Genomic DNA, 25,168 nt, shown 5'->3' with positions numbered 1-25,168 from the left:
TCCGGGCTCCCCGCCGCGCCCCCGCCCGCGCCGAGGCCCGCATGTGCCGCCGGCACCTCGTGGCGCCGCGCCGCGATGGCGCGCGCCAGCGCCGCGAACTCCTCCGCCGCCATGCCGGCACGGCCCGCGTACTTCGCCACCTGCACCGGGTCGCCGAGCTTCTTCACGATGCCCGGCGTGTGGTCGTTGAAGCCGAGCAGATGCACCGACCCGTCGGCGATGCCCGCCAGCGCATCCTCCAGCGCATCGAGATTGTCGGCCTCAAAGCGCAGATGCACGCGCAGGTCGGTGGCGGAGCGCGCGCGCGCCTCGGGCAGCGCCGCCTTCAGCGCCCGCCAGGCGCCGAGGGACCGCAGCCCCGGCTCCCAGGACAGCGTCACGCCGAGATAGGCGGTGGTGATCCCGCAGGCGATGAGTTGCGCGGCGGAGTCGCGCAGCGCGAGGCCGACCGGCAGGTCCACCCCGGGGCGCGGCTGCAGTTGCCGCTCATGCGCGTCGCCATGGATGTCCACCAGGCCCGGCAGCACCAGCAGGCCCGACGCGTCGAAGCGCGCCGCGCCGTCCGCCGGGCGCTCCGCCACCACACCATCGGTGAGCGCAAGCGCGTCCTGCGCCATCGCGCCGTCCCTGAGGACGGCACCGCCGGTCACGATCCAGTCCATGCTCTCAGGGCTCCACCACCAGTTGCACGCGCCCCGCGGCATAGACCGCCTGGGTCCAGTCGACCGGCTGACCCTCCGGGTCGACGTTGATCGATTCCGCCACAAGGACGGGGCGCGCGCGCGACTGCTGCAGAAGCGCCGCTTCCTCGGGCGTGGGCAGCCGCGCGGTGATGCGCGAGGCGCGGCGCCGGTAGTCCGGGATGCCGCAGGCGGCCAGCGCGGCGGTGATCGAGGGATCGCGCTCCAGAGCCTCGGCCGCCGCGGCGCAGCGCGGCAGCGGGAAATGGTGCACGCCGAGCACGATGGGCCGGCCATTCGACAGGCCGAGCCGCTCCGCGCGCAGCACCAGGCGTCCGCGGCGGATGCCGAGCGCCTCCGCCAGTTGCGTCTCCGCCGGCATCTCCGTCACGCGCAGGATGCGCCCGGCGGGCTCGCGGTTCTGCCGGCGGATCAGTTCGGAGAAGCGCGTGCGCGGGCCGAGACGGTAATCCACCACGTCCTCGGCCACGAAGGCGCCGCGGCCCTGCTCGACGCGGATGAGGCCGCGGGCCTCGAGATCCTCCAGGGCGCGGCGCACGGTGTGGCGGTTCACGCCGAAGCGCGCGGTCAGCACCGCCTCGGTCGGCAGGCGCTGGCCCGCGGCAGCGCCGCCGCGGCTGATCTCACTCTCAATTGTCGCGGCGATCTGACGCCAAAGTGCCACCCCCTGGCCGCGGGCGATGGCGTCTCCTGTCATCGAAACTTCAACCATGAGCAGTCAGGTCCGTGGGATATCCGTGTGGACTTTTTCGGGCATGGACGTCTACATGTCCAGACAAATTCCATGACCCAGCATACCCCCCACCCCACATCCGACCCCCTTGGCGAACGCCGCGCCTGGATGGCTGTCCTGGCGCGTGCCGGCGCCGACGAGATCGCAGCCTTGCTGCCCACCCTGCCGCCGCATGAGCGCCTGCGCGCGCCGGAGACCGGCCTCGTCATGGTGCGCGGGCGTGCGGGCGGCGACGGCGCGCCCTTCAACCTCGGCGAGATGACCGTCACGCGCTGCGCCGTGCGGCTCGGCGATGCGGTCGGCCACGCCTATGTCGCGGGGCGCGACAAGCGCCAGGCGGAGCTCGCCGCGCTCGTCGATGCCGCGCTGCAGGACCCCGCGCGACACGATGCACTGATGGCCGCAGTGATCGCGCCGCTGTCGGCGGCCCAGCAGGCGGCGCGCGCAGCGGAGGCGCGCCGCGCGGCGGCGACGCGCGTGGAGTTCTTCACCATGGCGACGATGCGATGAGCGCGCTCTCCCCCGGCTTCGCCGATCCCGTGCTGGACGCGCAGGCCTGCTTCCGCGCGGTGCTCGAAGCCATGAGCCGCCCGGGCCGCGTGGTGACCGCCGGCGCGGCGCTGCGCCCGCCCGCCCCGCTGATGCCGGCCGCCGCCGCGGTGCTGCTGACCCTGGCCGATGCCGACACCCCGCTTTGGTCCGATGCCGGTGCCGATGCCGAGGCCTGGCTGCGCTTCCATTGCGGCGCGCCCTTCGCCGCCGCGCCGGGAGACGCCGCCTTCGTGCTCGTCACCGGCGCGCCGCCGACGCTGGAGACGCTGCAGGCGGGGACCGAGGAGAAGCCGCAGCACGGTGCCACGCTGGTGCTGCAGGTGGCCGGGCTGGAGCCTGGGCGCGGCTGGCGCCTGACCGGGCCGGGCATCGAGCACGAGCACCGCCTGGCCGTGGCCGGCGCACCGGACGGTTTCATCGGCGCCTGGGCCGCGAACCACGCGCGCTTTCCGCGCGGCGTGGATGTCGTGCTCTGCGCGGCCGACCGGCTGGCGGCGCTGCCGCGCAGCGTTGCGATCGCGGAGGGCTGAGGGATGTATGTCGCGGTCAAGGGCGGCGGGCGGGCGATCAGCGCCGCCCATGCCTGGCTCGACGAGACGCGGCGCGGCGACCCGGCGCTGCCGGAGCTCTCCGTCGCGCAGATCGAGCAGCAGATGGGCCTCGCGGTCGATCGCGTGATGGCGGAGGGGTCGTGCCATGACCGCTTCCTCGCCGCGCTGGCGATCAAGCAGGCCAAGGGGGACCTCATCGAGGCCGCCTTCCTGCTGCGCGCCTATCGCACCACGCTGGTGCGCTTCGGCGCGTCCGAGCCGGTCGAGACCTCCGCGATGCGCCTGCGCCGGCGCATCAGCGCCACCTACAAGGACCTGCCCGGCGGCCAGGTGCTGGGACCGACCTTCGACTACACGCATCGCCTGCTGGATTTCGCGCTGGCGGCGGAAGGCGAGACGCGCGCCGCCGCCCCGGAAGCGCCCGCGCCGGTCGGCGCGGTGCCGCGCGTGACCGAGATGCTGGCGCGCGAGGGCCTGATGCAACGCGAGGCGACCGACGACGCCGAACCCGGCGACCTGACGCGCCAGCCCCTCGCCTTCCCCGCGGCACGGCCGGTGCGGCTGCAGAACCTCGCGCGCGGGGACGAGGGCTTCCTGCTCGCACTGGGCTATTCGACGCAGCGCGGCTACGGCAACGCGCATCCCTTCGTGGGCGAGATCCGCGTAGGGCATGTCAGCGTGGAGTTCACGCCGCCGGAGCTGGGCTTCCCGATCGACATCGGCGACATCGCCGTGACCGAATGCCAGATGGTGAACCAGTTCAAGGGCAGCCGCACCGAGCCCGCGCAGTTCACCCGCGGCTATGGCCTGGTGTTCGGGCATGGCGAGCGCCGTGCCATGGCCATGGCGCTGGTTGATCGTTCGCTGCGGGCTGAGGAGCTCGGTGAGGATGCGACTGCCCCGGCGCAGGATCCTGAATTCGTGCTCTATCACTCCGACAACATCGAGGCGACCGGCTTCGTCGAGCACCTGAAGCTGCCGCACTACGTCGATTTCCAGTCCGAGCTCGAGAACCTGCGCACCATCCGCCGCAGCGCCGTCGCGGCGGAGGGCGCGCGGGCCGGCATTGCGGAGGCCGCCGAATGATCGAGCAAGGCTACAATTTCGCTTATCTCGACGAGGCGACGAAGCGGATGATCCGCCGCGCCATCCTCAAGGCGGTGGCGATCCCGGGGCACCAGATCCCCTTCGGCGCGCGCGAGATGCCGCTGCCCTATGGCTGGGGCACGGGCGGCATCCAGGTGACCGCGTCGATCCTTGGCCCAGCCGACGTGCTGAAGGTGATCGACCAGGGCGCGGACGACACCACCAACGCCATCTCGATCCGCCGCTTCTTCACCCGCGTCGCCGGCGTGGCCACCACCGAGAGCACGGCGGAGGCAACCATCGTGCAGACCCGCCACCGCATCCCCGAACGCGCGCTGCGCGAGGACCAGGTGATCGTCTACCAGGTCCCGCAGCCGGAGCCGCTGTTCAAGCTGGAGCCGCGCCGCGCCGAGACCGAGCGCCTGCACGCGCTGGCCGACTACGGGCTGATGCATGTGCGGCTCTACGAGGACATCGCGCGGCTGGGCCATATCGCCAAGGCCTACGACTATCCGGTGATGGTGAACGGCCGCTACCTGATGTCGCCCTCCCCCATTCCCGCCTTCGACAATCCGAAGATGCACCGCATGGCGGCGCTGCAATTGTTCGGCGCCGGGCGCGAGAAGCGCATCTACGCCATCCCGCCCTATACCGATGTGCGCAGCCTCGACTTCGAGGACCATCCCTTCCGCCCGATCCGCGCGCCGCATGCCTGCGCACTCTGCGGCAGCACCGAGAGCTACCTCGATGAGGTCGTCACCGACGATGCCGGCGGGCGGATGTTTGTCTGCTCCGACACCGATTACTGCGGCGAGCGCCAGGCATCCGCCGCGCAGGAAGCTGCCGAATGACCGCGCCGCTGCTCACCGCCGAGGGCCTGAACCTCCGCTTCGGGTCGATCCCCGCGCTGGTCGACGTTTCCATCGACATTTCCGCCGGCGAGGTCGTCGCGATCGTGGGCGAATCCGGATCGGGCAAGACCACGCTGCTGCGCGTGCTGTCGGGCATGATGGCGCCGGATGCCGGTACGGTGCGCTGGCTCGGCGACGACCTGCACGCGATGGGCGAGGCCGCGCGCCGGCGCCTGATGCGCACCGACTGGGGCTTCGTGCACCAGAACCCGCGCGACGGGCTGCGGCTGAATGTCTCCGCCGGCGGCAATGTCGGCGAGCGCCTGATGGCCGTGGGCGCGCGGCATTACGGCGACATCCGCGCCCAGGCGATCGAATGGCTGAAGCGCGTGGAGGTGGATGCCGCGCGCATCGATGACCTGCCGCGCACCTTCTCGGGTGGCATGCAGCAGCGGCTGCAGATCGCCCGCACGCTGGTCACCCGCCCGCGCCTGGTCTTCATGGACGAGCCGACCGGCGGTCTGGACGTGTCCGTGCAGGCGCGGCTGCTCGACCTGATCCGTGGCCTGTCGCGCGAACTGGGCCTCGCGGTGCTGATCGTCACGCACGACATCGCCGCGGCACGGCTGCTGGCCGACCGCATGCTGGTGATGCGTCGGGGGGAAGTTGTGGAACAGGGCCTGACCGACCGCGTACTGGACGACCCGCAGCATCCCTACACGCAACTCCTCGTCTCCTCGGTGCTCGCGGCATGAGCCCCGCGCTGCGCACCGAAGGGCTGGGCAAGGCCTTCACGCTGCACCTGCAGGGCGGGGTGCGGATCCCCGTGGTGGGCGGCGTCGATCTCGCCGTGCATCCAGGCGAATGCGTAGCGCTGTGGGGGCCATCGGGGGCGGGGAAATCCACCCTGATGCGCTGCCTCTATGGCAATTACGGCGCGGGGGCGGGGCGCATCCTGCTGCGCCATCGCGACGCGGAGTTCGATCTCGCCGCCGCGACTCCGCAGCAGGTGATCGCGGCGCGGCGCGAGACGCTGGGCTATGTATCGCAATTCCTGCGCGTCATCCCGCGCGTCGCCACGCGCGACATCGTGGCCGAACCGCTGATCGCCCGCGGCATGTCGCGCGAGGACGCGGCCACGCGCGCCACCGCCCTGCTGCACCGCCTCAACCTGCCCGAACGCCTGCACGCCCTGCCGCCCGCGACCTTCTCGGGCGGCGAGCAGCAGCGTGTGAACCTCGCGCGCGGCTTCGCGCCGCACTACCCGGTGCTGCTGCTCGACGAACCCACCGCCAGCCTCGATACCGCCAACCGCGCCGTGGTGATTGGACTGATCCGCGAGGCCAAGGCACAAGGCAGCGCCATCATCGGAATCTTCCACGATTCCGAGGTCCGCGAGGCGGTGGCCGACCGCCTCTATGACGTGCACCCCCACCAGGACGCCGCATGACCGCCGAGACCATCCTGACCAACGCCATCCTGGTGCTGCCCGACGCCACGCTACAGGGCACGCTGCTGATCCGCGATGGCCGGATCGCCGAAATCTCGCCCGGCCGGAGCTACGCACCGGGCGCGCGCGATCTCGAGGGCGACCACCTGATCCCCGGCGTGGTGGACGTGCACACCGACAATCTCGAGCGCCAGGTGCAGCCGCGGCAGAATGCCCGCTGGCCCTCGCGTTCCGCGATGATCGCGCATGACGCGCAGTGCGCCGCGGCGGGTGTCACCACGGTGCTGGATGCGCTCTGCCTCGGCGACCTCGGCTTCGACCAGGGGCGCGGGCAGACCTTCCTGGACGGCGTGGCCGATCTCGACGCCCTTGCGCATACCGGCGCCTTGCGGTCGGAGCACTTCCTGCACCTGCGCTGCGAACTGCCCGCGCCCGACATGGTGCCGGCGCTGGACCCCGTCGCGGACCACCCCCTGGTGCGCATGGTCTCCCTGATGGACCACTCGCCTGGCGTGGGCCAGTACCGCGACATCCCGCGCTATGTCGCGATGCGCGTGCGCCAGACCCAGATGACCGAGGCGCAGGTTCAGGACCGCATCGCCTTCCTGCTCGACCAGCGCGAGCGCCTGCGCGGCAAGCAGCGCGCCTGGCTGCTGGACCGCATACGCCACCGCGCCCTGCCGCTCGCCTCGCATGACGACGACACGCCGGAGGAGGTGCGCGCCAACCTGGCGGACGGCATCACCATCAGCGAGTTCCCGGTCACCTTGGACGCCGCGCAGGCGGCGAACGATGCGGGGGTCGAGGTGATCGCCGGCGCGCCCAACATCGTGCGCGGCGGCAGCCATTCGGGCAATGTCGCCGCGGCCGACCTGGTGCGTGCGGGGGCCGCCGATGCCTTCGCCTCCGACTACGTCCCGGCCTCCATGGTGGAAGCCGCCTGGCGCACCGCGGAGGAGACCGGCATCTCGCTTTCCGCGGCGGTGGCCATGATCACCGACCGCCCCGCGCGCATGGCGCAGCTGGCGGATCGCGGGCGCCTCGAGGCCGGCATGCGCGCGGACCTGGTGCAGGTCCGCCCGTTGCAAGGCCATCCGGTTGTGAGGCGCGTCTGGCGCGAGGGCCGACGCGTCGCATGACGCCGCATCGCCTGGCGCTGTACTGGGCGCCCGAGGAGGCGGATCCGCTGCATGCGCGCGGCTCCGCCTGGCTCGGCCGCGATGCCGCGACCGGCGCAGCGGTTCCGCAGCCGGCGGTCGATGGCATCGACATCGCGCAGGTCACCGCCGACCCGCGCGGCTACGGGCTCCACGCCACGCTGAAGCCGCCCTTTCGCCTGCGCCAGGGCTATGCGGCGGCGCGCGCGCAGGCGGCCGCGCTGGCTGCGCGCACCGCGCCCTTCGCCCTGCCGCCGCTGGCGGTGCACGACCTCGATGGCTTCCTCGCCTTGCGCGAGACGGCGCCCTGCCCTGCCCTGCACGCCTTCGCAGATGCCTGCGTCACGGCGCTCGACGACCATCGCACGCCGCCCGACGCCGCCGAGATTGCCCGCCGTCGCCCCGAACGCATGTCGCCCTCGCAGCGCGCCCATCTCGACCGCTGGGGCTACCCCTATGTGTTCGAGGAATGGCGGTTCCACGTCACGCTGACGCGGCGGCTCCTGCCCGAGGAAAAGGCGGTGCTGATGCCTGCGGTCACGGCCTTCCTCGGCGATGCGCCGGCGCGGCCGCGGCGCGTCGAGGCCATCAGCCTGTTTGTCCAGCCGGCCCCCGGCGCGCCCTTCACGATCGCAGAGCGTCTTCCGCTGCGCGGCTGAGCGCGGCCACCACGCGCGCAGCGCCGAGCTCCGGCGTCGCGTCGTTCATCACCGTCTCCACGTCCAGCCCTGGCGCCAGCGCCATCTCGCGCTGCAGGCGCGCGGCAATGTCCTGCGCGCTCTCGCGCCCGCGCGCCGCGAGCCGCGCCGCCAGGACGGGCAGCGGCGCGGTCACCACCAGCACCCGCAGCCGATAGCGCGACGCCGCCTCCACCAGCACCCCGCGCGAGAGATTCGCCACGACCACGCGCCGCACCGCCAGGTCCGCCTCGATGTCGCGGGGGATGCCGTAGGACAGGCCGTGCACCTGCCACCACAGCGCGAAGCGGCCGGCCTCCCGTTCCGCGGCGAAGGCAGCGTCGTCGAACGCCCGATGCGCCTCGCCGCCGGCCTCGGCTCGCCGCGTGATGGCGCGCTGCACGAAGCGAAAGCGCGCATCGCCCGCGAGCCGCGCCCGCGCCAGGCCGATCAGCGTATCCTTTCCCGCCCCGGACGGCCCGACCACGGCCAGCAGCATCGTCTTCGCTCCCGCAGGATTGACGCGCCCCCTGTGCTGCGCGACGACACGCCACGCAAGCCCCCCGAGGACGTCACCCGATGCCTTTCGACCGCATGGCGACGATCGGCTTCCCGGCCAAGGAGCCGCCCAGCATGTTCACCACACGCCCCGAGATCATCGGCACCTTCGGCGCCGTCGCCTCCACCCACTGGGTCGCCAGCCAGGTCGGCATGGCGGTGCTGGAACGCGGTGGCAACGCCTTCGACGCCGCGGCCGCCGCCGGCTTCGCGCTGCAGATCGTCGAACCCCACCTGAACGGGCCGGGCGGCGACTGCCCGATCATCCTGCACAGCGCGCGCACCGGCTCGCAGCAGGTCATCTGCGGCCAGGGGCCGGCGCCGGCGGGGCTGACGGTGGCACATGTGCGTGACGGCTTGGGGCAATCGATCATGCCCGGCACCGGCCTGCTGGCCACGCCGGTGCCCGGCGCATTCGATGCCTGGATGCTGATGCTGCGCGACCACGGCACCTGGTCGGTCCGCGACGTGCTGTCCTACGCGATCGGCTATGCGCGGCACGGCGCGCCGATGGTGCCGCGCGTGCGCGCCACCATCGAGAGCGTGCGCCCACTCTTCGAATCCGAATGGCCGAGCTCGGCGGCGCTGTGGCTGCGCAACGGCGGGCCGGAGCCGAACGGCCTCTACGCCAACCCCACGCTGGCCGACACCTACGAGCGCGTGGTGCGCGAGGCAGAGACCGCCGGCGGCAGCCGCGAGAAGCAGGTCGATGCCGCCCGCGACGCCTGGTATCGCGGCTTCGTCGCCGAGGCGATCGGGCGCTTCGCCACCACCACGGAGGCGATGGATACCTCCGGCCGGCGCCACCGCGGCGTCATCACCGCCGACGACATGGCCCGCTGGCGCGCCGGCATCGAGGCCCCGGTCACCCTCGACTACCGCGGCCACACCATCCTGAAATGCGGCCCCTGGAGCCAGGGCCCGGCGATGCTCCAGACACTCGCGCTGATGTCGGGCTTCGACGTCGCCGCCATGGACCCGATCGGCGCCGACTTCATCCACCACGTGATCGAGGCGATGAAGCTCGCCTTCGCGGACCGCGAGGCCTTCTATGGCGACCCGGATTTCACCGACGTGCCGATGGCGACGCTGCTCTCGCCCGCCTACACGCAGGCGCGCCGCGCGCTGATCGGTGCCACGGCGAACAACGACTTCCGCCCCGGCAGCCCGGATGGCCGCGCGCCGCGCACCGACTACGCCGCCGCCATCCGCCGGTCGCAGGACCTCGCGGCGGCGATGGGGTCGGGCGAACCGACCGTCTCGCGCCTCGGCGCCTCGGGCGGCGACACCTGCCATGTCGATGTCATCGACCGCCACGGCAACATGGTGAGCGCCACGCCCTCGGCCGGCTGGCTGCAATCCTCGCCCGCCATCCCGGAACTCGGCTTCTGCCTCGGTTCGCGCTGCCAGATGTTCTGGCTGGACGAGTCGCTGCCGAACGGCCTCAAGCCCGGCAAGCGGCCGCGCACCACTCTCTCGCCCTCCATGGTGCTGCGCGAGGGCAAGCCCTGGATGTCCTTCGGCACGCCGGGCGGCGAGCAGCAGGACCAGTGGCAGTCCATCATGCTGCTGCGCATGGTGAACCACGGCTTCAACATCCAGCAGGCGATCGACCTGCCCTCCTTCCATTCCGAGCACTGGATCAGCAGCTTCTGGCCGCGCGGCGCCAAGCCCGGGAAGGTGGTTATCGAGGGCCGCTACGCGCCGGGGGTGCTGGTCGACCTCGTCGCCCGCGGCCATGCCGCCGAGATGGGCGGCGAATGGTCCGAGGGCCGCCTGACGGGCGCACGGCGCGAGCCCGACGGGACCATCCGCGCCGGCGCCAACCCCCGCGGCATGCAGGGCTATGCGGTCGGGCGCTGATGCGCGTCCTGCTCGTCATCATCCACTACTTCAAGGCCGAGGAAGGCTCGACGCACTCGTCGACCGACGCGCACCGCCGTGACCAGCGCGCCGCGGCGCTGCGCGGCGTGATCGACGCCTGGCGCGGGACCTTCGGCCCCACCACGACGCTGAACATCGAGCACAAGCGCTTCGAGCGCATCCGCGGCGCGGTAGATGCCCTCGACATCGCCGTCGTCACCAACGGCACCGACCACCTGCTGGACGAGGCGCAGCTGCGCGCCCGCAACGTGCGGCACATCAAGGGGCAGGTGGACAACCCGCGCATGCTGGGCTTCGCCGCGCAGCGCATCTTCGCCGAGACACGCAACAGCTACGACCTGTTCTGCCAGGCCGAGGACGACCTGCGCGTGGCCGATCCTGGCTTCTTCGGCAAGATCATGGCCTTCCAGGACCGCTTCGGCTGGAAGCGGCTGCTGATGCCCAACCGCTTCGAATGGAACCCGGCGGGCCCAAGCCTCAAGACCTGGATCGACGGCGACCTCCGCCCGGGCGCGATCGCGCGCTGGGTCGATGCGCTGCCCGACGAGGCACTGCTGGAACAGCCGCTGCCCGGCCGCGGCGCGCTGGTGTTCCGGCGCGCCGGCAACCCGCATAGCGGCTTCTGTGCCGTCACCGCGCCGCAGCTCGCTTACTGGTCGCGCCAGCCGCATTTCCTCGACATGGATTGCGGCTTCGTCTCGCCGCTCGAAAGTGCGGCCACGCTCGGCGTGATGAAGACCTTCCCGATCTACAAGGCTTTCGGCCCAGATGCCGGGCACTTCGAGATCGAGCACCTCGACACCCGCTTCTCCTCGATGAAGCTTTCGGGAGGCTGACCATGCGGATCATCGATGCGCAGGTGCATATCTGGGGCAGCGGCACGCCGTCGGGCGACCATCGCCAGGTGTCGTCCTTCACGGTGGACCAACTGCTCGCGGAGATGGACGAAGCGGGCGTGGACGCCGCGGTGTTGCACCCGCCGGTCTCCTGGGACCCTGACGCGAACGCGCTTTGCGAGGCGGCCGCCGCGTTGCATCCGCAGCGCCTCTGCATCCTTGGCCAGGTTCCTCTCGACCAACCGGAGACGAGCCGACCGCTGCTCGCGCGCTGGCGCGAACGCCCCGGCCAGTGCGGACTGCGTTATCCACTGGTGCGTACCGACCAGCAATCCTGGCCCTTCGACGGCACGATGGACTGGCTTTGGCCCGCGGCGGAGGAAGCGGTGCTTCCCGTCGCCACCATGGCCTGGCGCTTCCTGCCGGAATTCGCGCGCATCGCCGAACGCCATCCGCGCCTGCGCCTCATCATCGACCACTGCGGCCTGATCCGGCACGAGAAGGGTGCAGCGGCCTTCGCCGACATCGATGCCGTGACTGCCCTCGCGCGCTTCCCGAATGTCGCGTTGAAGGCCACCGGCGCGCCCGGCTATTCGCGCGAGGGATATCCCTTCCGCGACATCCATGACGGGCTGCACCGCCTGTTCGATGCCTTCGGCCCGGACCGCTTCTTCTGGGGCACGGACATCACGCGCATGCCGTGTTCCTGGCGCCAGTGCATCACCCTGTTCACCGAGGAACTGCCCTGGCTGCAGGGGCCGCAGATGGCGCGCGTGATGGGCGGCGCCATCTGCGACTGGATCGGCTGGCGCGTCAGTCCAGCCTGATTTCGCGCACCTGCACCTGGTTGTCGGCCCGATGCGCTACCGTGACCCCGGCGCGGTGCGCCCAGGGGATCATCATGTGGTACATCGGGATGTGTCCCAGCTCCGCATTGTGCAGCGCATGCGCCTGGCGGATCAGGCCGCGCCGCGCCTCGGGGTCCTGCTCGGCATCGATGCGCGGTAGCAGCGCATCGAATTCCGCGTTGCTCCAGCCGCCGGCATTCCAGGTGGCGGCCCCGCCCACGGCGCGCGACGCCATGATTGCGCGCAGCGTGTAGCTCGCATCAAAGGTCGGCACGCCCCAGGACAAGGCGTAGAACATCGGCTCCTGCCGACGCACGCGCTGCGAGAACACGGCATTCGGGTGGATGGTCAGCGCCGCGCGGATGCCCACGCGCGCGAGCATCCCGGCCACCGCCTGGCAGGCCTCGTCATAGGTACCGACGGGGCATTCGAAGGGCACGGAGAAGCCATTCGGATAGCCGGCCTCCGCCAGCAGCGCCCGCGCCCGGTCGGGATCATAGGGCGTGCGGCGATCGGCTTCCTGCGACCAGCCATTCACATACTGCGTCCACATGCTCCCGGTGGGCACGCCCTGCCCGCGCAGCGTGGTCCGGCGCAGCGCATCGAGGTCGAGGGCATGCGCCACCGCCTGGCGCACGCGCAGGTCGCGGAAGGGGTTGCGTCCACGCACGTCGCTGCCCGCAAGCTCATCGACATCCTGCCGCATGCCGAGCCAGACAGTGCGGTTCTCCTGCCCTTCCAGCACGCGCAGGCGCGGATTGCGCTGGATGCGCGCGACATCCTGCACCGGCACCACATGCACCATGTCCACCTCGCCGGAGAGCAGCGCCGCGATGCGCGTGGCGTCCGAGGTGAGCGTGACGTGATGGTATTCGGTGACGTTGCCCCGCGCCTCCGCCGCCCCCCACCACGTGGGGTTGCGCACCATGACGGTACGCTGGTCCACCTCGCGCGAGCGGATCACGAAGGGCCCGGTGCCATTGGCGTTGCGGACGGTGAAGGTCTCCTCCCGCTGGGCGAAGTTCTGCGGGACAGTGGCGCGGTTCGCCTCGGACCAGCCGCGATCCATGATCATGATGCGCGTCATCTTGTCGGGCACCACTGGATCGGGCACCCGCGTGACGATGTCCACGGTATGCGCGTCGCGCGCCTCGGCCGAGACGACGGTGTCGACGAAGATGCCGTAGTTCGAGGTCGGCGCCAGCGCGCGCTCGATGGAGAACACGACGTCGTCGGCCTCGAAGGCCTCCCCGCCGGCGAAGCGCACGCCGGGGCGCAGGTGGAAGCGCCAGCGCGTCGGTTCCACCTGCTCCCATCGCGTGGCCAGGCCCGGATGCACGCGCAGGTCGTCGCCGCGCCAGGTCAGCCCCTCATAGACCTGGTGCACCACCAGGAAGGTGAAGAGCGCATTCGTCGCATGCGGGTCGAGCGTTGCGGCATCCACGCTGGTCGCCATGCGGAAGACCCGCGGCTGCGGCGCCTGCGCCACCGCGGCTTGCGCCCCCAACACCGTGGCAATCGCTCCACCCAGCATCCAGCGCCACTTCGTCATGCCATTCGTCTCCGTTTCCGATCCTGGAACTCTGCCGCCAACCCGCCGGCGCCGCAATTCAGAAGGCGCCGATCTCCATCCCCGCCGCGAGCGTGGCGCCGAGCTCCGCGCAGCGCGCGAGCGCCTCGGCAGCGATGGTCTTGGGTGCCAGGATCGCCTCCGGCGTCTGTGCGCGCGTGCAGACGATCAGCGGTTGCGCCGCCTCGCGCAGCCGCCAGCCCGTCGCGATGCGCGCGATCTGCCGCGCGGCGCTGGACCCGTCGCTGCCCGCACACACCATCGCCGCATAGGGCCGCCCCTCGATGCGACCGAGCACGGGGTAGTAGCAGCGGTCGAAGAAGTCCTTCATCGGCCCCGCAATCGCGGCGAGAGTCTCGGGGGTGGCAAAGATGTACCCATCCGCCTGCAGCACGAGGTCCGGCGCGGCATCCCCCGCGTGCAGCAGCCGTACCCGCACGCCCTGCTCCGCCGCGGCCGTCGCCGCCGCCTCGGCCATCGCGCGCGCGCCACCGGTGTTGGAATGCCACACGACCAGCAGCGTCTTCGTCATCGCCGCGTGACCCGCCTATGCTCGTGCGCACAGCTGCAGGAGGAAGCCCCATGACCGACGAACCCGCCCACGACGCGCTGCGCGCCACCGGCCGCCAGGCCATGCGCGAGGTGCTCGGTGAAGCCTACATGGCGAAGCGCGACGCCAGCACCACGCCGCTCAACCAGGCGCTGCGGCACCTGTCGGAGGAATTTCCCTACGCGTCGCTCTGGACGCGCGGCACGCTCACGCGGCGCGAGCGCTCCATGGTCACGATCGGCATGCTGGTCGCCCTCAGCCAGCACCACGAGCTGCGTGGCCACCTGGTCGGCGCCATCAACAATGGCTGCACCGAGCAGGAGATCGCCGAAGTCATCACCCATGCCTGCGCCTATGCGGGCTTCCCCGCCGCGATTGCGGCGATGCGCACGGCGGAGGAGGTGCTGCGCGAGATCGCCGCGCCGGGCTGACCTCATCGCGCGGTCGCCCGCGCCGCCTCGGCGAGGAGGCAAGTGGCCGATCGAGGTCCCGGGCGGCGCCACCTCGCGATGCTTCCCGCGTTCGCGTCGAGGCGTCGCGCCAGTTCCCCCCTGCTCGCCTGACCCTGCCCGGCCGCGCGACGGACCGCCCGTGTCGCGCGGGCGCTCCGCTGCAGGACCCGTCCCATCGCCCGCCGCTCCAGGCGCGTCGAAAGTCCGCACCATCAATCCGTGGGATCGAGCGACCGGCGCCTCAGCGCCAGGCGCTTCGCCACGCCACCCGTGGCGCGTTCGGCGAAGCGCGCCAGCACATCCTCCGGCCAGGCGCCGACCCGGCGCGCCTCGAGGTCGACGCAGAGGTAGAGCACCTCGTTCTCCGCCGCCTGCCAGCCCTCCGTCGCATGGAACATGACGTGCCGGCACAGCAGGCGCTTGGCGTCATAGGCCAGCACCTCGCTGTCGAAGGCGAGCGGGGCGCCCTCGGTCACCTCGCGCGTATAGGCCTGCCAGGACTCGGCAGCGAAGGTACCAAGGCCGCGCGCGCGGAACGTGTCACCGAGGCCCAGCGACGGCCACAGCGCATCCGTCGCCAGGTCGAATGCCACGAGGTAGTAGGCGAGGTTCATGTGCCGGTAGTGGTCCACCCACCCCGGCAGCACGGTGCAGAGCGGCCGGCGCGCGGCGGTCAGTGGATGTCCTCGGACTTCGCCAGCGCTTCCTTGAGGCGTTCGATGTTGAAGCCGCGCGAGCGCGCCATGTCGAGGATCACCTTCTCCTTGCGCGTGAGCAGGTCGATTGCCGCCGGGATCTTGGTCACGACGTCATGCGGCACGACGACCGCGCCGTGGCGGTCGGCATGCACCACGTCGTCGTGCCTCACCTGCATGCCATGGATCGTGACGTCCACGTTCAAGGCAACGATATGGACATAGGCGTGCGAGGGGTTCACCACGCCGGCGATCCCCTGGAAGCCGGGGGCGAACATGTCGAGGTCACGCACCGACCCGTTGGTGACCACGCCCTGCGCGCCGAGGCCCTGGTGCACCGCACTGTTCACCTCGCCCCAGAAGGCGCCCACACCCGGCGTGTCGTCGAGGTCCTGCAGGCAGACCACGGTCGGCAACGCGGCATCGGCCACGTATTCGTACCAGGCGATCCGCATCGCCTTGTCGGCATCCTTGCTGCGGCCCGAGGGAAAGGCGGCGCGCTGCGTGCCGGTGCGCGCGAGGCCGCAGATCGGCGGCAGCTTTGGGTCGACCGCCGTCATCGGACGCACGGTGAAGCCGTGGCCGCGGCGGTGCGGGGCCACGACCTCGAGCGCGTTGCAGATGGTGGGCGTATCCCACTGGCGCAGCGCCTCGAGATCGGCCGCGGTGAAGGGATAGGTCATGGTGTCGTTTCCTCCGTGGCCGGCAGCATCGGCCGCCGGCGGATCGCGGTCAAAGGGGGTCAGTCGGCCTGCACATTGCCGTCGCGCACCACGCGCAGCCAGCGGGCGCGCTCGGCGGTGACCAGCGCGGCATAGTCGGCGGGCGGGCCGCCGCGCGGCGTGGTGCCGCGCTCGGCGAGCTGTTGGCGCACCGCAGGGTCCGCGAGTGCAGCCTGGGCCGCCGCGGCCATGCGCGCGACCACGGCATCCGATGCCGATTTATGCGTGTGCAGGCCGAACCAGGCCTCGGCCTCGAAGCCCTCCATGCCGAACTCGGCGCCGAGCTCCGACAGCGCGGGCACGTCGGGCAGGTCGGGCACGCGCGTGCGGGCCGTGACCGCGAGCGCGCGCACCGTGCCGCCGCGGATCTGCGGCAGGGCGGTGGGCAGGTTGTCGATCAGCGTGTCCACCTCGCCCGAGATCACCGCCGTCATGGCCGGGCCGGCGCCGCGATAAGGCACATGCGTGATGCGCGCGCCGGCGAGCTGGCCGATGAGTTCGCCGGTGAGGTGCGTGGAGGTGCCGTTACCGGCGGAGGCGAAGTTGCGCTCGCCCGGCTTCGCGCGCGCCTCGCGCAGGAAGGCGCGGATATCCCCGTCGGGCACCTTGCGCGGATTCGCCACGAGCACGTTCGGCACCGTCACGACCAGCGTCACGGCACGGAAATCCGCCTCGGGATCATACGGCAGGTTGCGATACAGCGCGGGCCCGATGGCGTGCGAGGCGATCTGGCTGAGGAACAGCGCATGGTCGTCCGCCTCGCGCGCGAAGCGCCCCGCCGCGAGCGTACTGCCGGCGCCGGGCTGGTTCTCGACCACGACGGTGCGGCCGAGCGGCCCGCGCATGGCCGCGGCCACCAGCCGCGCGACGACGTCGGTGGTGCCGCCCGGCGGGAAGGGGCAGACCAGGCGAAGATCGCGCGCGGGCCACTGCGCCTGGGCCCTTGCGCCGGCGGTGGCGACTGCCGCGCCCGCCAGGCCCATGGCGGTACGCCGTGTCATCTGCGTCATGATCTGCTCTCCCGGTCAGCGCGGGGAGGATGCTGGCCTCGGCGCCCCCTGTCGAGACGCCGATTTGGCTGGCACCATGCGCCATCCGGAGGATGCCATGACCCGCCCTGACCACGCGCCGCACGATGTCGGCGGCCGCTTTGATGCCCCGATCGCACCGGAGGAACACCAGGCCGCGCACTGGGAGAAGGAAGCCGATGCGCTGCGCATGCTGCTGGCCGATCGCCGGCGGCATTTCTTCACCACGGACGAGAGCCGCTTCGTGCAGGAACAGCTCGACGGCGAGACCTATTGGGTGCTGCCGTACTACGAACGCTGGATCCATGCGACGTCGTCGCTGATCGTGGCGAAGGGCGTGCTGAGCCTTGCGGAGCTGGAGACGGAGGAAGCGCGTCTGCGCGCGGAAGGCGCACACCGCGTGGAGGGCGAGGCCGCGGGGCATCACCACCATGATCACGACCACGATCACGACCACGACGACCATCCCTACCAGGAGGATGACGACGCCGGGCTCGCCGAGATCCCGCCCCTGCGCCTGCGCGGCATGGCCATGCGCAACCTGCTGCTGGCCCGCGGCGTCGTGACCGCCGAGGAGATCCGCGCCGAGATCGAGCGCATGGATTCACGTGGCCCGCACAATGGCGCGAGCGTCGTGGCCAAGGCCTGGGCGGACCCGGCCTTTGCCGCGCGGCTCGCGGCCGATGCGGGATCTGCCGTCGAGGAGCTCGGCCTCGCGCGCGGGGAGACCGTGCTGACCGCGCTGTTCAACACCGACCGGCTGCACAACCTCGTCGTCTGCACGCTGTGTTCCTGCTACCCGCGCAGTGTGCTCGGCCGGCCGCCGGCCTGGTACAAGTCGCGCGCCTATCGTGCGCGGGCCGTGCGCGACCCGCGTGGCGTCCTGGCGGAGTTCGGCACCGTCCTGGCCGACGGCGTGGAACTGCGCGTGCACGACAGCAATGCGGAGCTGCGCTACCTGGTCGTCCCGGCGCGCCCCGCCGGCACGGAGGGCTGGGACGAGGCGCGGCTCGCGACATTGGTCACGCGCGATTCCATGATCGGCGTGACGCCGGCCCGCAGCCCCTAGCCCATGCGCTGCGCATAGCGTTCGCGCCAGCCCTCGCCGGCGATCCAGCGACGCAGCGTGGCGCCATCCGGGGCGTCGCCACGCAGCGCCGTCACGCTTCGCCATCCCAGCGCCGTCATGCAGGAGATGACCGGCGCGCCATCCACCGCGGGATGGTCGAGGATGGGTTTCAGCGTCGGCATGCCGGTACCGAGCATGACGATCGCCTCCACCCCCGCGCCGACCATGCCGGAGAGCGCCTCGGCCGCGCCACCGGCGGACATGGCATAGATCGGGTGGAAGGCGGCAGCCGGCGCGGCCACGGCGACGATGCGCCCGACCGTGAAGCCACGCGAGGCCCAGTAGGTGGCGGAGGCCTCGGTGAGGTCGGGCGGATAGGGCGAGACCAGGCCGATCCGCCGCGCGCCGAGCGCCTGGAAGGCATCGCAGACGGCGCGCGCGGCTGTGACAAACGGCACGCCGCGGCGCGCCTCGATGCGCGCCACCGCCGCGTCTTCCGCCGGTGCGCCAACGAGATACGAAGCGCCGGTGCAGGCGAAGGCGATGGCACCCAGCGGCGCATTGGCGAATTGCGTCACGGCCGCATCGAGCCCGTCCACATAATCGACCAGGCGTTCGGCGATCGTGGCCTTCGGGCTGGTCAGGCGGGCATTCAGCATCGCCATGCGCGGCGGCAGCAGGATCGCAAGCTCCGGCTCCACCGTGGTGTTGGCCTGCGGCGTCAACACGCCGAGCAGGCCCTCCGCGCCATACTCCACTGACATCGGATGTGCCCCCTTCGCCACGCCGCCCGCGCCGCCGAGGATAGGCGCATGCGGGCAGAACGCGAGCCCGTACCCGTCATCGGCGCCGGCCGGGTCCGGACAAGGCCGCCGCCGCGATCGCGGCGCAGGACGTCGCGCGGCGCCGGCGGGATCTCCCGGTGGCGACGCAGGCGGCGTGGGTGTCAGTCGCGCAGGCGGATCAACGGGCCAGGGCGCGCCAGACGGCCTCGGGCGTCAGCGGCATGTCGAGATGCGCCACACCCAGCGCGTCGCAGACCGCCGAGACGATGGCCGGCGGCGCGCCACAGGCCCCGCCCTCCCCTGCGCCCTTCACGCCGAGGTCGTTCGACGGGTTCGGCACGATGTTGAGGCCGAGCCTGAAGGACGGTGCGTCGTTCGCACGCGGCATGCAGTAGTCCTGGAAGGTGGCCGTGAGGAACTGGCCGCTCTCGCTGTCGTAGCGCGCGTGCTCGAGCATGGCCTGGCCGATGCCGGACATGATGCCGCCATGGCACTGGCCGTGCACCAGCATCGGGTTGATCACGACGCCCACGTCATCCACCGCGGCATAGTTCACCAGCGCGACCTCGCCGGTGTCGGGGTCGATCTCGACCTCCGCGACGTGGCAGCCATTGGGGAAGTTGCACTCGGTATCGCGGGTGTAGGTAAGGTTCTCGTCGAGGCCGGGCGCTTCACCTTCGGGCAGGCGCGCGGGGTCATGTGCGGCGGCGATGATCGCGGGCCAGTCCACGCTGAGATCGGTACCGGCCACGCTGAACCGGCCATCGGCGAATTCGATGTCGGCGGCGGCGGCTTCCAGCAGATGGGCAGCGATGCGCTTCGCCTTGTCCAGCACCAGGCTGGCGGTACGGCTGATGGCGACACCACCCATCTGCGACGAACGGGAGCCGCCGGTCCCCGCGCCCTTCTGCACCACCTCGGTATCGCCCTGGATCAGGTCGATGCTGTCGTAGGGAATGCCGAGCTTCTCGCTCAGCACCTGCGCATAGGCGGTCTCGTGGCCCTGGCCATGGCTGAAGGTGCCGACGGTCAGCTTCGCGCGGCCCTCGGCCGTGAGGGCCACGCGCGCCCATTCGAAGGGCTGCCCGCCGGAGGCCTCGATGAAGTAGCCGAGGCCGATGCCGCGCTTCCTGCCGCGCGCCGCGGCTTCGGCCCGGCGCGCCTCGAAGCCCGCCCAATCGGCGAGCTTCAGCGCCATCTCCTGCGTCTCCTCGAAGCGGCCGGAATCGATCACGTTGCCGGCGGCATTCGCGTAGGGAATCTGCTCCGGCTTCACGTAATTGCGCCGGCGGATCTCCTCGCGGCCGATCCCGAACGCCGCCGCCCCCTGGTCGAGCAGGCGTTCCAGCACATAGGCGGTCTCCGGACGCCCCGCGCCGCGATAGGCATCGGTCGAGACCGTGTTGGTGAACACGCAGGCCACCTGCACGTTCAACGCCTGGATGTCGTAAACCGTGCCGTTGATCCGTGCGCCCGCGAGCGTGGGAATGCGCGGCCCGAAATCGAGCAGATAGGCGCCCATCGCCGCCGTGGTGCGGATACGCACGCCGGTCATCTTCGCATTCGCGTCGAAGGCCATCTCCGCGCGCGTGACGTGATCGCGGCCATGCGGATCCGACAGGAAGGTCTCGGTGCGGCCCGCGCGCCACTTCACGGGACGGCCGAGGCGCTTGGCCGCCCAGAGCACCATGGCGGATTCCGGGAACAGCTTGCCACGCAGCCCAAAACCGCCGCCGACATCCGGCGAGATCACGCGAATCGCATCGAGCGGCACCTTGAAGGCGTACTTCGCCAGGGACTCGCGCACCTTGATCACGCCCTGGGTCGGCGAGGTCAGCGTCCAGCGCGCACCATCCCACTCGCCGATCGCGACCCGCGGTTCCATCGGATTGCCGACCAGGCGGTTCTGCACGAGCGACACGTTGACGGTGCGATGCGCCGTGGCGAAGGCAGCATCGGCCCGCTCGCCGCGGCCACTGTCCCACAGCACGCACAGGTTCGTGCCGTTCTCCTCCCAGATCACCGGGGCATCGGGGTCGAGCGCGCGCGCGGTATCGGTCACGCTCGGCAGGATGTCGTAGTCGATGGCGATGAGCTCGCAGGCATCCATGGCCTGCTCCCGCGTCTCCGCCACCACCAGCGCAACGGGGTCGCCCACGTAGCGCACCCGGTCGGTCTGCAGGATGCGCCGCGGCGGGCAGAACATCGGCTTGTCCTTGCCCGGTACGTCGATCTGCACCGGCAGCAGGCCGATGCCATCGGCATCCGCGTCGTGGCCCGTGAGCACCGCCAGCACGCCGGGCGCGGCGAGCGCCTCCGCCACGTCGATCGAGACGATGCGTGCGTGGGCATGCGGGGAGCGTAGCACCGCGGCATGCGCCTGGCCCGGCTTGTCGATGTCGTCCGTATAGGTGCCGCGCCCGGTCAGCAGGCGCAGGTCTTCCTTCCGCCGCACGGGCTGGCCGATGCCGAACTTGTCCATGGTGCATGTCCCGCGAGTGAGAGCGCCGGATAGATGACAGGCCGTGACGACTTGTCCAGGGGCTCAGCGCAGCGCCGCGATCGCCTGCGCAACGGTGGTGACCTCGGCCACGGGGCGCAGCCCTTCGACAGCCGCGTCGTGGATCGCCTGGGTAAAGGCCGCGCAGCCATCCTCGAGCAGCGTGACCTCGAATTCCCGCACATGCGCGCCGCGCACGGTGGAGGCCACGCCGCCATTGGTCACGATGCCCGCCACCAGCAGGCGCGTGACGCCCGCGCGGCGCAGCACCCATTCCAGCCGCGTGTTCCAGAAGGCGTCGTAGCCGAGCTTCTCGACCGACAGATCCGATGGCGCGAGTACGTCCACCAGCGCATGCCCCCAGGTGCCCGGGGCGAAATCGCCCTTGCCGAGAAAGGGGCGCAGCTGCCGCAGATGGTCGGCGATGAAGGGCTCGCCCCCCTTCCCCGGCACCAGCGTGAAATGCGTGGAGACGATCCATCCTCCCTTCGCGCGCAGGCCATCCGCCAGCGGCTTCAGCCGCGCGGGCAGTGCGGCGATGGCCGGGGCGGATTGTCCCGCGCGGCCATAGGCGCCGTCCGGATGGATGAAGTCGTTCTGCAGGTCGCACAGCAGCAGCGCGGTGGTCTCGTGCATCACAGCCCCAGATAGGTGCGCTGCAGATGCGGGTTGGCGCGCACCTCAGCCGCCGTCCCGCCGATCGCGAAGGCGCCGTTCTCGAGCACATGCGCGTCATCCGCCACATCGAGGCTCTGCGCCACGTTCTGCTCGACCAGCATGATCGCGAGGCCATCCGCGTGCAGGCGGCGGATCAGGGCGAACATCTCCTCGACCAGCAGCGGCGAGAGGCCGAGGGAGGGTTCGTCCAGGATCAGCAGCCGCGGCTCCGCCATCATGCCGCGGCCGATGGCGAGCATCTGCTGCTCGCCGCCGGACAGCGTGCCGGCGAATTGCCGCGCGCGTTCGCGCAGGCGCGGGAAGGTCTCGAACACACGCTCGAGGTTACGCGCACGGTTGCCCCGCGCGCGGCGATAGGCGCCGAGGTCGAGGTTCTCCCGCACGCTCAGGTTCGGGAAGATCTTGCGCCCCTCCGGCACGTGCACCAACCCGGCCTCGGCGATGACGGGCGGCGAGAGGCCATCGATGCGCCGGCCCTCGAAGGTGATGCTTCCCGCGCGCGGCTTCACCAGCCCGCTGATGGTCATGTTGAGCGTCGTCTTGCCCGCGCCGTTGGCGCCGAGCACCGCGACGATCCTTCCGGCCGGCACGGTCAGGTCCACGCCGCGCAGCACGGTCACCATGCCATAGCCGGCCTCGAGGCCGCGGATCTCAAGCATGCGCGCCACCCTGCAGCCGCGCGGCCGCGCCGTGGCCGAGGTAGGCCTCGACCACCTGCGGCGCGGCCACGACATCGGCCGGCGTGCCGGAACAGATGATGCGGCCCTGGGCGAGCACGTGCACGCGCTCGCAGAGGTTCATCACGGCCTGCATGACGTGCTCGATCATCAGCACCGTCACGCCGGACTCGCGGATGGCGCGCACCACGGGGACGATGTCGCGCACCTCGGAGGGGTTGAGCCCGGCCAGCACCTCGTCCAGCAGCAGCAGCTTCGGGCGGGTGGCGAGCGCGCGCGCCACCTCAAGCCGCTTGCGGCCCGCCACCGTCAGCGCGGCGGCGGGCTTGTCGAGCTGGTCGGCCAGGCCCACCCGCGCGGCGATCTCCTCCGCCACGGCAAGGGCGGCGCTGCGCCTGGTTTCGCGCAGGAAGGCGCCGACCGCGATGTTCTCGCGCACGGAGAGCCCCGCGAAGGGCTGCACGATCTGGAAGGTGCGTGCGAGGCCCATGCGCGCGAGGTGATGCGGCTTGCGGCCGGTGATGTCCTCGCCCTCCAGCAGCACCAGGCCGGAGCTCGGCGTCTCGAAACCCGCCACCAGGGCGAACAGCGTGGTCTTGCCCGCGCCATTCGGGCCGATCAGGCCGGTGATGGACCCCTGCGCGACATCGAAGGTGGCATCGTTGACCGCCACCAGCCCGCCGAAGCGCTTGGTCACGCCGCGCACGGCGAGGATGGCGGGATCGGGGCCGGTGCCGGTCATCGCCGCCACCGCTTCAACAAGCCAGGAATGTCGCGCGGGGGGAAGCGCACGACCAGGATCAGCACGATGCCGAAGACTACGAGGTCGATGCCCGGGATGCGCCCGGCGATGGATTTCGTCGCCTCCGCCAGGCCGTGCAGGATCACCGCGCCGAGCAGCGGGCCGAACACCGTGCCGGCGCCGCCAACGATGGGCGCGAGCAGCGCCTCGACCGAGATCCAGGTACCATAGGCAATGGTGGAATCCAGATACAGGAAGTACTGCGCGTAGAGCCCGCCCGCCGCGCCCGTCATGCCGGCGGACAGCGCGATGGCGCGCAGCTTCACCGCGAGCACGTCGACGCCGAGCGCCTGCGCGGCGGCCTCGTTCTCCCGCACCGCGACCAGCTGCGCGCCGAGGCGCGAGCGTTCCAGCGCGAGGGTGGCGACCAGCGCCAGCGTCACCAGCGCGGCCGCGACCCAGAGGAAGGTGCCGCGCTCGGCGAACTGGAAATTGGCCGGGTTGGCCTGCAGCCGGATCAGGATGCCGGCCGCGCCGCCAGTGACCTCGGAGGCATTCGCCAGCACCCGGAACACCTCGGCGAAGGCGAGCGTCACCAGCGCGAAATAGGACCCGCGCAGTCCCGACCGGAAGGCCATGAAGCCGATCGCGAGCCCGACCAGGGCGGCCAGGGCGATGCCGGCGGCGAAGGCCGGGTAGGCGTTCATCCCGTAGCGCACCTGCAGGATGGCGGTAAGATACGCGCCGGTGCCGAAGAAGGCTGCATGCCCGAAGGAATACTGCCCGCCATATCCGCCCAGCAGGTTCCATCCCTGCGCCGCCAGCGCGATGATCAGCGTGAAGACCAGGAAGTTCAGCACCACGTTACTGGTGACGAACAGCGGCACGCAGGCGGCCAGCAGCGCGAAGGCCGCGATCGGCAGCAGGTCCCGCGCCGTCATGCCCGCGCCCCGAACAGCCCGGTGGGGCGCACCAGCAGCACCAGGATGAAGATCAGGAAGATGCCGATCTGCCCGAGGCTCTCGCCCAGATAGAGGCCCGACAGGCTCTCCACCACGCCGATGACCAGCCCGCCCAGCAGCGCGCCGACCACGCTCCCCATGCCGCCCAACACCACGATGGTGAAGGCCACCAGCACGAAGGCATTGCCCACGCGCGGCGAGACGTAGAAGGAGGGCAGCAGCAGCGCCGCCGAGATCGCGAGGCACGCCGTGCCGATGCCGAAAGTGACGGCGTAGATGTGCGCGACATCGATGCCGACCAGCGCCGCCCCCGTGCGTTCCTTGGCCACAGCCCGGATCGCCTTGCCGGTGGCCGTGAAGCGCATCAGCACAAAGAGTGCGATGCCGACCAGGAAGGTCGCGCCGAACCCGACCAGGCGGGGGTAGGAGAGCAGCGCCGGGCCGAATTCCACCACCTCCATCGCATAGGGCACGTCGATGCTGCGCGTGTCCGAGCGGAAGACGGCGAGCATCAGGTTCTCGATGATGATCGACAGGCCGAGCGTGACGAGCAGGATGTTCTCATCGCGGCCGCGGCTGGCCGGCCCGATCACCAGGCGCTGGATGGCGTAGCCCAGCAGGAAGAAAAGCGCGGCCAGCGGAAGCGCGGCGATGTAGGGGTCGATGCCGAGCGCCGTGCGCGCCACATAGGCGGCATACATCGCCGCCGTCAGCAGCGCGCCATGGGCGAAGTTGATGATGTGCAGCACGCCGTAGACGAGCGTCAGCCCCAGCGCGACGAGGCCATAGACCGCCCCGGTCAGGAGGCCGTTCAGCACGGCCTCCAGGATGATGTCCGGGGGGAATCCCACGCG

At 71.2% G+C, this 25,168-nt stretch carries 27 protein-coding genes and 1 pseudogene; 13 read left to right on the top strand and 15 right to left on the bottom strand.

Annotated elements, in window-relative coordinates:
• A pseudogene (locus tag HW578_RS02530) lies at positions 1-662 on the bottom strand (hypothetical protein); the annotation flags it as partial.
• A 4-nt stretch (positions 663-666) separates the two neighbouring features.
• Positions 667-1,398, bottom strand: a complete 732-nt coding sequence (phnF, locus tag HW578_RS02525; RefSeq protein ID WP_232478503.1) for a phosphonate metabolism transcriptional regulator PhnF — start codon at positions 1,396-1,398, stop codon at positions 667-669.
• An 87-nt stretch (positions 1,399-1,485) separates the two neighbouring features.
• On the opposite strand from phnF, the gene phnG reads away from it, so the two are divergent.
• From phnG to HW578_RS02485, 8 genes are read left to right on the top strand one after another with little or no spacing between them, the layout of a single operon-like run.
• Positions 1,486-1,944 carry a phosphonate C-P lyase system protein PhnG gene (gene phnG / locus HW578_RS02520; protein ID WP_232478500.1) on the top strand — a complete coding sequence of 153 codons (459 nt, stop codon included), beginning with the start codon at positions 1,486-1,488 and terminating at the stop codon, positions 1,942-1,944.
• Positions 1,941-2,516 (top strand): phosphonate C-P lyase system protein PhnH, encoded by a 576-nt coding sequence (gene phnH, locus HW578_RS02515; protein WP_198368951.1) that lies wholly within the window; start codon positions 1,941-1,943, stop codon positions 2,514-2,516. The genes phnG and phnH overlap by 4 nt, the downstream gene beginning before the upstream one ends.
• A 3-nt stretch (positions 2,517-2,519) precedes the next feature.
• Positions 2,520-3,623, top strand: a complete 1,104-nt coding sequence (locus tag HW578_RS02510) for a carbon-phosphorus lyase complex subunit PhnI (RefSeq protein ID WP_198368950.1) — start codon at positions 2,520-2,522, stop codon at positions 3,621-3,623.
• A complete protein-coding gene (locus HW578_RS02505) occupies positions 3,620-4,474 on the top strand; it encodes an alpha-D-ribose 1-methylphosphonate 5-phosphate C-P-lyase PhnJ (RefSeq protein WP_198368949.1) in 855 nt (284 codons plus the stop codon). The genes HW578_RS02510 and HW578_RS02505 overlap by 4 nt, the downstream gene beginning before the upstream one ends.
• The gene (gene phnK, locus HW578_RS02500) at positions 4,471-5,229 is read left to right on the top strand and encodes a phosphonate C-P lyase system protein PhnK (protein WP_198368948.1); all 759 of its coding nucleotides are present in this window, start codon (positions 4,471-4,473) and stop codon (positions 5,227-5,229) included. The genes HW578_RS02505 and phnK overlap by 4 nt, the downstream gene beginning before the upstream one ends.
• Positions 5,226-5,924, top strand: coding sequence for a phosphonate C-P lyase system protein PhnL (gene phnL, locus HW578_RS02495; protein ID WP_198368947.1), 699 nt, complete (start codon positions 5,226-5,228; stop codon positions 5,922-5,924). The genes phnK and phnL overlap by 4 nt, the downstream gene beginning before the upstream one ends.
• Positions 5,921-7,063, top strand: coding sequence for an alpha-D-ribose 1-methylphosphonate 5-triphosphate diphosphatase (locus HW578_RS02490; RefSeq protein ID WP_198368946.1), 1,143 nt, complete (start codon positions 5,921-5,923; stop codon positions 7,061-7,063). The genes phnL and HW578_RS02490 overlap by 4 nt, the downstream gene beginning before the upstream one ends.
• The gene (locus HW578_RS02485) at positions 7,060-7,740 is read left to right on the top strand and encodes a DUF1045 domain-containing protein (RefSeq protein ID WP_198368945.1); all 681 of its coding nucleotides are present in this window, start codon (positions 7,060-7,062) and stop codon (positions 7,738-7,740) included. Before HW578_RS02490 ends, HW578_RS02485 begins: the two co-directional genes overlap by 4 nt.
• Here the strand turns inward: HW578_RS02485 and phnN are convergent.
• Positions 7,706-8,257: a phosphonate metabolism protein/1,5-bisphosphokinase (PRPP-forming) PhnN gene (gene phnN, locus HW578_RS02480; RefSeq protein ID WP_198368944.1), complete on the bottom strand. Its 552-nt coding sequence runs from the start codon at positions 8,255-8,257 to the stop codon at positions 7,706-7,708. The genes HW578_RS02485 and phnN overlap by 35 nt on opposite strands.
• Before the next feature lie 80 nt (positions 8,258-8,337).
• On the opposite strand from phnN, the gene HW578_RS02475 reads away from it, so the two are divergent.
• The 3 genes from HW578_RS02475 to HW578_RS02465 are packed head-to-tail and all read left to right on the top strand — an operon-like array spanning position 8,338 to position 11,863.
• Complete coding sequence (locus HW578_RS02475; RefSeq protein ID WP_456308259.1) at positions 8,338-10,179, top strand: gamma-glutamyltransferase family protein; 1,842 nt, start codon at positions 8,338-8,340, stop codon at positions 10,177-10,179.
• A complete protein-coding gene (locus tag HW578_RS02470; RefSeq protein WP_198368943.1) occupies positions 10,179-11,036 on the top strand; it encodes a hypothetical protein in 858 nt (285 codons plus the stop codon). The genes HW578_RS02475 and HW578_RS02470 overlap by 1 nt, the downstream gene beginning before the upstream one ends.
• A 2-nt stretch (positions 11,037-11,038) precedes the next feature.
• Positions 11,039-11,863: an amidohydrolase family protein gene (locus HW578_RS02465; protein ID WP_198368942.1), complete on the top strand. Its 825-nt coding sequence runs from the start codon at positions 11,039-11,041 to the stop codon at positions 11,861-11,863.
• On the opposite strand, the gene HW578_RS02460 is transcribed toward HW578_RS02465, so the two are convergent.
• Together HW578_RS02460 and HW578_RS02455 are read right to left on the bottom strand one after the other, a co-directional pair.
• Positions 11,850-13,436: an ABC transporter substrate-binding protein gene (locus tag HW578_RS02460; protein WP_232478499.1), complete on the bottom strand. Its 1,587-nt coding sequence runs from the start codon at positions 13,434-13,436 to the stop codon at positions 11,850-11,852. The genes HW578_RS02465 and HW578_RS02460 overlap by 14 nt on opposite strands.
• A 58-nt stretch (positions 13,437-13,494) precedes the next feature.
• A complete protein-coding gene (locus HW578_RS02455) occupies positions 13,495-13,986 on the bottom strand; it encodes a flavodoxin family protein (protein ID WP_198368941.1) in 492 nt (163 codons plus the stop codon).
• A gap of 50 nt (positions 13,987-14,036) precedes the next feature.
• Between HW578_RS02455 and HW578_RS02450 the strand changes: the two genes are divergently transcribed.
• Positions 14,037-14,435: a carboxymuconolactone decarboxylase family protein gene (locus tag HW578_RS02450; protein WP_198368940.1), complete on the top strand. Its 399-nt coding sequence runs from the start codon at positions 14,037-14,039 to the stop codon at positions 14,433-14,435.
• Between the two features lie 233 nt (positions 14,436-14,668).
• Here HW578_RS02450 and HW578_RS02445 read toward each other — a convergent pair whose 3' ends face one another.
• From HW578_RS02445 to HW578_RS02435, 3 genes are read right to left on the bottom strand one after another with little or no spacing between them, the layout of a single operon-like run.
• Positions 14,669-15,103 (bottom strand): thioesterase family protein, encoded by a 435-nt coding sequence (locus HW578_RS02445; protein ID WP_198368939.1) that lies wholly within the window; start codon positions 15,101-15,103, stop codon positions 14,669-14,671.
• Between the two features lie 26 nt (positions 15,104-15,129).
• Positions 15,130-15,834: an RraA family protein gene (locus HW578_RS02440; protein WP_198368938.1), complete on the bottom strand. Its 705-nt coding sequence runs from the start codon at positions 15,832-15,834 to the stop codon at positions 15,130-15,132.
• 59 nt (positions 15,835-15,893) lie between these two features.
• On the bottom strand, positions 15,894-16,883 hold the full coding sequence (locus HW578_RS02435; RefSeq protein ID WP_198368937.1) for a Bug family tripartite tricarboxylate transporter substrate binding protein: 990 nt from the start codon (positions 16,881-16,883) through the stop codon (positions 15,894-15,896).
• 97 nt (positions 16,884-16,980) lie between these two features.
• Here HW578_RS02435 and HW578_RS28375 point away from each other — a divergent pair, with 97 nt between their 5' ends.
• A complete protein-coding gene (locus HW578_RS28375; RefSeq protein ID WP_198368936.1) occupies positions 16,981-17,970 on the top strand; it encodes a nitrile hydratase subunit alpha in 990 nt (329 codons plus the stop codon).
• Here HW578_RS28375 and HW578_RS02425 read toward each other — a convergent pair.
• The 7 genes from HW578_RS02425 to HW578_RS02395 all read right to left on the bottom strand — a co-directional run bounded on the left by HW578_RS02425 (position 17,967) and on the right by HW578_RS02395 (position 25,165).
• The gene (locus tag HW578_RS02425; RefSeq protein ID WP_198368935.1) at positions 17,967-18,734 is read right to left on the bottom strand and encodes a maleate cis-trans isomerase family protein; all 768 of its coding nucleotides are present in this window, start codon (positions 18,732-18,734) and stop codon (positions 17,967-17,969) included. The genes HW578_RS28375 and HW578_RS02425 overlap by 4 nt on opposite strands.
• Positions 18,735-18,933: 199 nt before the next feature.
• A complete protein-coding gene (locus HW578_RS02420; RefSeq protein ID WP_198368934.1) occupies positions 18,934-21,237 on the bottom strand; it encodes a xanthine dehydrogenase family protein molybdopterin-binding subunit in 2,304 nt (767 codons plus the stop codon).
• A gap of 63 nt (positions 21,238-21,300) precedes the next feature.
• Complete coding sequence (locus tag HW578_RS02415; protein ID WP_198368933.1) at positions 21,301-21,891, bottom strand: cysteine hydrolase; 591 nt, start codon at positions 21,889-21,891, stop codon at positions 21,301-21,303.
• Positions 21,891-22,592 (bottom strand): ABC transporter ATP-binding protein, encoded by a 702-nt coding sequence (locus tag HW578_RS02410; RefSeq protein ID WP_198368932.1) that lies wholly within the window; start codon positions 22,590-22,592, stop codon positions 21,891-21,893. Before HW578_RS02410 ends, HW578_RS02415 begins: the two co-directional genes overlap by 1 nt.
• Positions 22,585-23,352, bottom strand: a complete 768-nt coding sequence (locus HW578_RS02405; RefSeq protein ID WP_198368931.1) for an ABC transporter ATP-binding protein — start codon at positions 23,350-23,352, stop codon at positions 22,585-22,587. The genes HW578_RS02410 and HW578_RS02405 overlap by 8 nt, the downstream gene beginning before the upstream one ends.
• Positions 23,349-24,293, bottom strand: coding sequence for a branched-chain amino acid ABC transporter permease (locus HW578_RS02400; protein ID WP_198368930.1), 945 nt, complete (start codon positions 24,291-24,293; stop codon positions 23,349-23,351). The genes HW578_RS02405 and HW578_RS02400 overlap by 4 nt, the downstream gene beginning before the upstream one ends.
• A complete protein-coding gene (locus HW578_RS02395) occupies positions 24,290-25,165 on the bottom strand; it encodes a branched-chain amino acid ABC transporter permease (RefSeq protein WP_369407796.1) in 876 nt (291 codons plus the stop codon). The genes HW578_RS02400 and HW578_RS02395 overlap by 4 nt, the downstream gene beginning before the upstream one ends.
• Positions 25,166-25,168 lie beyond the last annotated feature (3 nt).

Source organism: Roseomonas rosulenta (genome assembly GCF_016106005.1).
Lineage (GTDB): Bacteria > Pseudomonadota > Alphaproteobacteria > Acetobacterales > Acetobacteraceae > Neoroseomonas > Neoroseomonas rosulenta.
This window is presented reverse-complemented; position numbering and strand designations above follow the sequence as displayed.

Coding starts and splice junctions, on each gene's coding strand:
- phnF (WP_232478503.1), bottom strand. CDS start 1,398: ATGACAGGAGACGCCATCGCCCGCGGCCAGGGGGTGGCACTTTGGCGT.
- phnG (WP_232478500.1), top strand. CDS start 1,486: ATGACCCAGCATACCCCCCACCCCACATCCGACCCCCTTGGCGAACGC.
- phnH (WP_198368951.1), top strand. CDS start 1,941: ATGAGCGCGCTCTCCCCCGGCTTCGCCGATCCCGTGCTGGACGCGCAG.
- HW578_RS02510 (WP_198368950.1), top strand. CDS start 2,520: ATGTATGTCGCGGTCAAGGGCGGCGGGCGGGCGATCAGCGCCGCCCAT.
- HW578_RS02505 (WP_198368949.1), top strand. CDS start 3,620: ATGATCGAGCAAGGCTACAATTTCGCTTATCTCGACGAGGCGACGAAG.
- phnK (WP_198368948.1), top strand. CDS start 4,471: ATGACCGCGCCGCTGCTCACCGCCGAGGGCCTGAACCTCCGCTTCGGG.
- phnL (WP_198368947.1), top strand. CDS start 5,226: ATGAGCCCCGCGCTGCGCACCGAAGGGCTGGGCAAGGCCTTCACGCTG.
- HW578_RS02490 (WP_198368946.1), top strand. CDS start 5,921: ATGACCGCCGAGACCATCCTGACCAACGCCATCCTGGTGCTGCCCGAC.
- HW578_RS02485 (WP_198368945.1), top strand. CDS start 7,060: ATGACGCCGCATCGCCTGGCGCTGTACTGGGCGCCCGAGGAGGCGGAT.
- phnN (WP_198368944.1), bottom strand. CDS start 8,257: ATGCTGCTGGCCGTGGTCGGGCCGTCCGGGGCGGGAAAGGATACGCTG.
- HW578_RS02475 (WP_456308259.1), top strand. CDS start 8,338: ATGCCTTTCGACCGCATGGCGACGATCGGCTTCCCGGCCAAGGAGCCG.
- HW578_RS02470 (WP_198368943.1), top strand. CDS start 10,179: ATGCGCGTCCTGCTCGTCATCATCCACTACTTCAAGGCCGAGGAAGGC.
- HW578_RS02465 (WP_198368942.1), top strand. CDS start 11,039: ATGCGGATCATCGATGCGCAGGTGCATATCTGGGGCAGCGGCACGCCG.
- HW578_RS02460 (WP_232478499.1), bottom strand. CDS start 13,436: ATGACGAAGTGGCGCTGGATGCTGGGTGGAGCGATTGCCACGGTGTTG.
- HW578_RS02455 (WP_198368941.1), bottom strand. CDS start 13,986: ATGACGAAGACGCTGCTGGTCGTGTGGCATTCCAACACCGGTGGCGCG.
- HW578_RS02450 (WP_198368940.1), top strand. CDS start 14,037: ATGACCGACGAACCCGCCCACGACGCGCTGCGCGCCACCGGCCGCCAG.
- HW578_RS02440 (WP_198368938.1), bottom strand. CDS start 15,834: ATGACCTATCCCTTCACCGCGGCCGATCTCGAGGCGCTGCGCCAGTGG.
- HW578_RS02435 (WP_198368937.1), bottom strand. CDS start 16,883: ATGACGCAGATGACACGGCGTACCGCCATGGGCCTGGCGGGCGCGGCA.
- HW578_RS28375 (WP_198368936.1), top strand. CDS start 16,981: ATGACCCGCCCTGACCACGCGCCGCACGATGTCGGCGGCCGCTTTGAT.
- HW578_RS02425 (WP_198368935.1), bottom strand. CDS start 18,734: ATGTCAGTGGAGTATGGCGCGGAGGGCCTGCTCGGCGTGTTGACGCCG.
- HW578_RS02420 (WP_198368934.1), bottom strand. CDS start 21,237: ATGGACAAGTTCGGCATCGGCCAGCCCGTGCGGCGGAAGGAAGACCTG.
- HW578_RS02415 (WP_198368933.1), bottom strand. CDS start 21,891: ATGCACGAGACCACCGCGCTGCTGCTGTGCGACCTGCAGAACGACTTC.
- HW578_RS02410 (WP_198368932.1), bottom strand. CDS start 22,592: ATGCTTGAGATCCGCGGCCTCGAGGCCGGCTATGGCATGGTGACCGTG.
- HW578_RS02405 (WP_198368931.1), bottom strand. CDS start 23,352: ATGACCGGCACCGGCCCCGATCCCGCCATCCTCGCCGTGCGCGGCGTG.
- HW578_RS02400 (WP_198368930.1), bottom strand. CDS start 24,293: ATGACGGCGCGGGACCTGCTGCCGATCGCGGCCTTCGCGCTGCTGGCC.